Origin of the sequence: Lyngbya aestuarii BL J (assembly GCF_000478195.2) — a bacterium.
GTDB classification, from domain to species: Bacteria; Cyanobacteriota; Cyanobacteriia; order Cyanobacteriales; family Microcoleaceae; genus Capilliphycus; species Capilliphycus aestuarii.
The window spans coordinates 24,104-31,701 of the sequence record NZ_AUZM01000066.1; the positions used below are offsets into that span (position 1 = coordinate 24,104).

At 40.2% G+C, this 7,598-nt stretch carries 6 protein-coding genes and 1 pseudogene; 4 read left to right on the top strand and 3 right to left on the bottom strand.

The window, feature by feature from the left end; translation table 11 throughout:
* Positions 1 to 30 precede the first annotated feature (30 nt).
* Positions 31 to 1,716, bottom strand: a complete 1,686-nt coding sequence (locus M595_RS21625; RefSeq protein WP_023068607.1) for a DUF3352 domain-containing protein — start codon at positions 1,714 to 1,716, stop codon at positions 31 to 33.
* 483 nt (positions 1,717 to 2,199) lie between these two features.
* Here M595_RS21625 and M595_RS21630 point away from each other — a divergent pair, with 483 nt between their 5' ends.
* The 3 genes from M595_RS21630 (at position 2,200) to M595_RS21640 (ending at position 5,058) form a co-directional block, all read left to right on the top strand.
* Positions 2,200 to 3,876 (top strand): ABC1 kinase family protein, encoded by a 1,677-nt coding sequence (locus tag M595_RS21630; protein ID WP_023068606.1) that lies wholly within the window; start codon positions 2,200 to 2,202, stop codon positions 3,874 to 3,876.
* Positions 3,877 to 3,946: 70 nt separating this feature from the next.
* Complete coding sequence (locus tag M595_RS21635) at positions 3,947 to 4,546, top strand: MiaE family protein (RefSeq protein WP_023068595.1); 600 nt, start codon at positions 3,947 to 3,949, stop codon at positions 4,544 to 4,546.
* 23 nt (positions 4,547 to 4,569) lie between these two features.
* Positions 4,570 to 5,058, top strand: a complete 489-nt coding sequence (locus tag M595_RS21640) for a GNAT family N-acetyltransferase (RefSeq protein ID WP_023068603.1) — start codon at positions 4,570 to 4,572, stop codon at positions 5,056 to 5,058.
* A 24-nt stretch (positions 5,059 to 5,082) separates the two neighbouring features.
* Here the strand turns inward: M595_RS21640 and M595_RS21645 are convergent, their stop codons facing one another.
* Both M595_RS21645 and M595_RS21650 read right to left on the bottom strand, forming a co-directional pair.
* Entirely contained in the window at positions 5,083 to 5,757 is a 675-nt protein-coding gene (locus M595_RS21645; RefSeq protein ID WP_023068609.1) for a Coq4 family protein, read from the bottom strand.
* Positions 5,758 to 5,997: 240 nt separating this feature from the next.
* A complete protein-coding gene (locus M595_RS21650) occupies positions 5,998 to 6,363 on the bottom strand; it encodes a response regulator transcription factor (RefSeq protein ID WP_023068594.1) in 366 nt (121 codons plus the stop codon).
* 665 nt (positions 6,364 to 7,028) lie between these two features.
* On the opposite strand from M595_RS21650, the pseudogene M595_RS21655 reads away from it, so the two are divergent.
* A pseudogene (locus M595_RS21655) lies at positions 7,029 to 7,598 on the top strand (hypothetical protein); the annotation flags it as partial.

Below are 7,598 nucleotides of genomic sequence, written 5' to 3' on the forward strand. Positions count from 1 at the left end.
GGAAAAGATCTAAATTATTTTGGAGAGATTTTATTTGAGTCGAATAAACACCGTCGCCTTAGCCACTCCCTCTACGGCTCCGGCACTGCTAATCGTTAGCGCACGCAAGTGATCAAAGAACGGTTTGGCAGATAACTCTAATAATCTTAACAAGGGAATTTGCTGTTTGAGAAATCCTACGCTGGCTTCCCAATCTAAAAAGAAATAGCCATCTGAAGCCGTTGGTATTTGTTGAAAAGCTATTTTAAATTCTGGATCATTGAGTAAAGTTTTCTGGGAAACCAGACTCAAAGCTTGATCCATTGCTTCTACAGACGTGGTAAAGATCTCATACTCTCCCACCGTGGCATGAACGGCTTTGGGTTTGGCTTGTAACACCTGGGGATTAACATTTTTGTTAGCCAGATTAGGAACCCGATTTAACGTCGTCCAAGCGCTGAGGGTGCGTTCCCCTAATTCAAAGTTTCCTAAACTATATCCCTCCTCTACGGCGAGTTCATCTAAATGTTTGATCGCGTCAATGGCTAGAGGAGAAAATCGTTCTGCAACAAAAATCCAATCGGGTTTTTGTTTTTGCTTTTCAGGGGTTGGCGGAATCATCGCTAGAGCATATTCTCCTGTCACCCAATTAAAGATATCTTGGGGTAAATCTAAACTCCAAATGTCTTTAATCACACGAATTGGCTGATTCACTAAATTTTCCAGTCCAGAATTTCCGGCTATGGTGACAGAAAGTTGTTCCCAAAGATGATTGAGATCCGTTCCCGCGATCGCCAAACCACTTTGACCTGTAATATATTGCCAAGCTTGTATGGGTTGAGAAAGTGCAGGTTCTACTGATTTTCCATCTTTGTCTTCTCCTTTGACTAAAGCGGTATGCGCTAATAATCCTTGAGGACTCAAACCCATAGACATTGTTAAATTGGGCTGAGAAGGGAGATTAACAATCGGATTTTCCCACTCCAACCCCCAACGCCCTAAATTCACAAACACCAAACCCACTCGACTTTCAGGAAGTTGTTCTAAGGCGTGTTGATAGGCTAGAGATTGACTCAAACTTAAACTCGCCGCTTGTACATTATTAATTGCTTCTCGTAAAATCTTTGGGGAATTCGCCACTAATACGAAACGATTAAAAATTGCTGTACTTAAAGGACGAGATCCATTTTGATCCGGTTGGTGATAGGTGAGTTTAACGCCTTTGTAGGGTTCTGAAACTACATCAACTCCCCCTGACTGTTGTTGCTGCCAAAACTGAGCTAAAGTGGTCGTGGCGAGTTCGACATCAGCCGCAGATAACGCAAATAAATAGCCCGGTTGTTCGCCATTTTTGAGGTTGCGATCAATATCGGTGGTCATCAACGCGACAGTCGTTTCATTGCCTAACCAGGGTTTAATATCACGATTGTAATTGAGATTGGTATTAGCAAGGAGAGTTTTTTTGATGCGGTTAAATTCAGCGTGCGATCGCGGACGGTCTTGGGGTGGAGTGAGAACCTGTTCAAAGGCTTCAATGCGATCGGGATTCACCAGCAATGATACCATCACCGGAACCGTTTTGGGGACAAAAATAGCCGCGCTTGGTGTGGTTGTTACTCCCCCGGTTACAGCCACCAGTGGACTTTGGCCTAATAATTTGTAAAATATCGCGATACCCAGTAGCAGGATCAAGACTGAACTGACTGCTAAAATTGTCAAAAACGAACGAAGCTTCATAAGAGGATTTGAAAATTAGGGCATTGAACAAGGAGGCTCCCCTGAGAAACCGATGCTTTCCCTTATCCAGCTTAAAAGGCTGAACTTCGGGGTATCGTTGAGGATGAAAGGGGTTACAAATTTACCGCCCCAGTCCATAGTTTAGTATGGCATCGGTGTTTGAGGCTATGATCACAGCAGTTGAGCAGTGAGAATCATTTGCCAATGATCCTGATCGTGACTGAAAAAACTGATGATCACGAAATTGCTCCTCGATACCCTTACTTCAGGTTTACGGTTGACTATGATTGTCAAGTCTAGTGACTGCTATGATTGGAGCGATACGGTTACTCTATTTAGAGATAATCGGGTAATTGGGCGAAAGCGAGTATGTGTCGTCAGACGTATCGCATTTTGAGTGAGTTTACCCGAATGAATAACAACTCGTCACAAACTCTATGCCTCTACTGATTTAGAATTTTACGGACTCCCATCAACCGACCTATGCTCATCAAGAAGTCTTCCCAGCCCCTGCGTTGGCAGCGAACCCGATATTCTCCTCTGACTCGACAAATTGATGTATTTACTGCTGCCGGGAAGTATCTTTTCTTCCTGTGGTGGGATCGAACTTTAATCAATAATAGCTCTCGACAAAAGCGGAAACGCGCTCAATGGTTAGTGAAAACTATGCTCGATCTCGGCCCGACTTTTATTAAAATTGGGCAAGCTTTATCGACTCGGGCAGATATTTTACCGACAGAATATGTAGAAGAATTAGAAAAGTTACAAGACAAAGTTCCTCCTTTTTCGACGGCGGAAGCAATTGCTATTATTGAGTCAGAATTAGGCAATTCGCTGTTTAGTTTATATCGAGATTTTAATGAACGTCCTTTAGCCGCAGCGAGTTTAGGACAAGTTCACAAAGCTCGACTGCATACCGGAGAAGATATCGTTGTTAAAGTTCAACGTCCGGGTCTAAAGCAATTATTTGACCTCGATGTGGAAGCCGTTCGGAAAATTGTTAATGTTTGTTATCGTTTTTTTGATTGGGCAAAAATATATGATATTGAATCCATTTACAATGAATTTTTTATTATCCTTTATCAAGAAATTGATTACATTAAGGAAGGAAAAAATGCAGATAGATTTCGAGAAAATTTCAAAAACTTTCCCGAAATTGTTGTTCCTAAAATTCATTGGGAATATTCAAGTCATAAAATCTTAACGATGGAATATTTACCCGGAATCAAAATAGACAACCGGAAACAAATCGAAGCTTGTGGACTCGATACAAAACGAATTAATCAAATTGGAATTTGTTGCTATCTTAAACAAATTTTGCAGGATGGTTTCTTTCAGGCTGATCCCCATCCCGGTAATATTGCGATCAATCAACAAGGTAATCTAATTTTTTATGATTTTGGGATGATGGCCGAGATTAAATCCCTGGAAAAAGGCGAAATGATTCGGACATTTTTTGCAGTCATGAGAAAAGATACAGATGTGGTTCTCGATAGTTTGATTAAAATTGGTTTAATTGATCCGGTTCCCGATATGACACCTATCCGAAAACTGATTCGCTTCTTATTAGAAGAATTCACCGAAAAACCGATTGATTTTCAAGCCTTTAATCAACTCAAAGAAGAAGTTTATATCATGTTTGAACAACAACCTTTTCGGCTTCCGGCTGAAATGACATTTATTTTAAAATCTCTCACCACATTAGATGGAATTGCTCGGGCTTTAGATCCTAAATATAATCTAGTCGTCTGTGCAAGTCCTTTTGTCAAAAGTTTAACCACACTTCCAGGTCAAACTAATTCTATCGGAGAATTGGCTCGACAAGCTAGAGAATTTGTTAAATTTAAACTGCAACAACCGAGTAAATCTGAACAGTTAATTCAACGCATTGAACAACGCATCGAAGAAGGAGAATTGCGCGTTAGAGTCCGATCTATAGAAGGCGAACGTGCGCTCAGACGAGTCAATTTAGCTCTGAAAAGCTTGATTCATGCCTGTTGGACTGGATTTGCTGGATTGTGTGGAATTGCTCTGTTAATCGGCAATTATAACGGTTGGGCTGTGGCAATTTTAAGCCTATCAGGATTCGGTTTATTTTTGTTTTTGCGATCGCTGATTAATCTTTCGATTCGAGAACGACTTGATCGCATGGCAGAATAAGAATAGTCACCCGTTCAGAATTACCTCTTGCCTTCTGCCTTCGTTATTTATCTTTTGCAAGGAAACCATTATGAATACAAACACAGTCTCTCGAATTAAATTTATAAAACAACCCACATCTTCAGCTTGGCTGGAACAAGCCCTAGCAAATTTAGACACAATTTTACTCGATCATTCACACTGCGAACGTAAAGCCGCAGGAGTCGCTTTAAATTTGATGTTTCGCTATCCTTCCAGTACAAAATTAGTCCGAACTTTAACCGCAATTGCTCAAGAAGAACTGCAACATTTTGAACAAGTTAATCAATGGTTAGAACGACGTGGAATTCCCTTAGCCCGCTTAGATGCACCACCCTATGGTTCAGAACTCAATAAACAAATTCGTCGTAATGAACCGCAAAGAATGCTTGATTTTCTATTAGTTTATAGCTTGATTGAAGCTCGCAGTCACGAGCGGTTAGGCTTACTCGGGGCGCACTGTCCTGATGTAGAACTAGCTAAGTTTTATCGCGGGTTAATGGCATCGGAAGCGAGACATTATGGATATTATTGGATTTTAGCCACAACGTACTTTGAGACAGAAGTTGTGAATGAACGCTTAGAAGAATTATCAGAAATCGAGAGTAATATTCTCTCAAATCCGTTTCCAAAACCGAGAATTCATAGTTAACTTTTGGAGTCGAAAAAATCAACATGAGAACTGAATATAAACAGTTTATTATTCGGTCTTGGGAAAAGAGCGATCGCGAAATTGCTTTTAACTTAATTGCATCTGTTTTAAGCGAATATGGGTTAGGATGTGAACCGACAGGTGCCGATGAAGATGTTTACCATGTTGAGCAGTTTTATCAGCAAACCGGGGGTGAATTCTGGGTCATAGAACATCAGAATAAAATCGTGGGAACGGCTGCTTATTATCCAATCAAACGAGGTAAAAACGCCGTTGAAATTCGTAAAATGTATTTACTCCCAACGGTACGTGGAAAAGGCTTAGGGAAATTTTTATTGACTCATTTAGAGGAGACAATAAAAGCAAAAGGGTTTCAAGAAGCTTGGATCGAAACAGCAAGTGTTTTAAAAGTAGCCATTCAACTCTATGAAAGTCATGGCTACCAACCGACAACAGGAGTCGAAACAGAACGCTGCGATCGCGTTTACAGAAAAGTGCTTTCTGTGGGATAATAGAGAATGCTAATCTAAAATAGATTAAGGCGTGTAAGCTGGGGGAACTTGTACATTTAGTTCTTCGCGCCATTGTTCAATTGATTTTTCCCAATCTTCCTCCCATTTTTGAGCAAGAAAGGGTTTAGCCTGAAAACCCATGCGATATCCAACTGCAATTCTATCGAGTAAATATCCCAGTTCTTCCGGGCTTTCAAATAACGTTCGGACTAACGCACCCGCAATAAGTAAAGCCGATAAAGGACTACGAGTTTGAGCGAGTTCAAAAGCTTTCAGCCCAACTTCAGAAGCAACATCCGTCCCTAACCCAGTAACAATATGCCAAATATCATGGGTTTGTCGGCGTCGTAAAAAGAGATAACTGGTATCGTCTTCTACTTTGATATCCCGGTAAAAATGAGGGTCAAAACCGGAAGCTTTCAAGTAAGACGCATAACGATAACCTAAAGAGTTTTGAGGATAGTTTAACAAAGTATCCAGATCCGGATCATCAACTAAATAACGTTCAGTGAGTAGGGGTTTAATTTCGGGCTGTGACGTGATAAATTCAATCGAGAGTTGAGTTGCTTTATCATACCGTAAACCATCCTCTAACTCATAAACAGAAGTGGTATTGCTGGGGTTAGTAATTAGAGAAATCGCTCCTTTCAGCGTCGTTAGAGATCGAATGAGTGTAGCTTGTACGTCTTTAAAGTGCATAGTTTTTCTATTGCTAAAGGCATCAACTGATAGAGAAATTTACCGCTGATTAGACCGAATAACACGTCCGAGACAAACTCAAAAAAAATTTAAAAACTTGGTCATTTTTGGGATTACTTGCTCCCCATTGGTGAAGTTTATGAGTGAATTTGTGACACCAATTGTATTTGCAAAAAGATTGCAATTTTTGTTTAGTCAAGAGAGAGTAATCCCTTTTAAATCAAAGCAAAATGAAATGAATTAACCTTCTAGTAAATTACTGTGAATCAGTCGAGCTGTCATTTCTGCTCTAGAATTAACATCAAGTTTTTTAAACACTCGACGTATATGAGTCGCGACAGTCCAAGGACTAATTCCCAGTTCTTTGCCAATACATTTATTAGGTAGACCTTGAGCCACTAACCGAGCAATTGACTGTTCACGAGGACTCAGATTAACTGGGTTATAATCTTGAGGACGTGAACGAACTAAATAGTAACGAACTCCATCAACATCTGATGCCAATACAATCTCATCAACAGATTCTTCAGTTCGTTTAAAAATTGGAAAGACAATAGACTCATCGACTTGCGTCACGGCTTTTTTCAGCATTTCTTGAATCGTCATAACTATTTCCCCTGAGAACAAAACAGATACACTACATTAGGTTGAATTTGAACTTGCTGACCTTGAATAAGAGCTAATCGTATTGATTGAAGAACTAGAGTGAGTAGAATCAGATACGATTAGTTAGTCAGTATTGTAGATACTCCCTAAAATGAATGACTGACTGATTTCATGGGGCTTGTTCCCCTCTTCCTTTATATATGTATCTTGGTATATCAGTTATGCAGTTTGGAAAATCTGCACATCACTCTGAGAGTTATACAGTCAGCATTTCATCGAACTCAAGGCGGAATTTTATATCGGTTAGGTTGAGTAATCTTGAAACTTCTATGATCATTTTCTGCTCACTCCACCATTACCAATAGGCGCAAAACTGAAGTTCATTCTATATTTAGGGGGGATGAAACGGTACTACAGATTGTAGAGACTGTAAAGTTGTCATAGGGTAGGCGTACAAGATGCACATAACAAAGACCTTTGGGTTGAGTTATTACCATTGTGTATATCACAGTTGTGAAGCTGCAATGACTCTGCTGAAGGGAAGTTGAGGTGACTCTAGCAAGCAGATCTTAACAGAACTTTATAGAAGTCACTTGAAGTTGGGTGAAGTTTTTGCGTACAGTAGTAATAAATAAAAGCGCATTGGGGAATGCTCAACTCAACTTATGAATCTAGAAGAACTTGATATCTGGTTTTCTGGGGATCAGCGCCGAACTTTGACTTCTCTGTTGAGGAAGCGAGTCGGTTTAACTCGTATTAGAGCTGAGTATTTTGTGCGACTGTGGGTTTATTTATTAGTTAAACAAAAACAAGAACATCAACCTCACCTTAAACCCCCGCTGGCTGAGTTAGAATTTCCCCAAGAAGCGATCGCCTGTACTCAAAGAGAAGCAGCGAAATTATTTTATTGCGACTCAGAACGAGGAAGCGATCGCGCCGCAGGAATGATGTTAGATAAATTAGAACGACTAGGACTAATTAAAAAGTTTTTTGATGGGACAACCACTTGTATTGAAATTCAACCGATGTTGGATGTGATGAGTTTGTCTAATCCTCGACAACAACAACCACAGCAACCCGTTCAGGTTCAGCCAGATGCTTTTGATCCTCGTTGTGATACTATTCCCATCGCCAACCAATTAGCGCCCTATTACAACTGGATGTATGGAACAACGGATGCTGTTCCTCATCGTTTGGCTCAACATCTGCGTCATTTTGCTCAACAATATTCTACC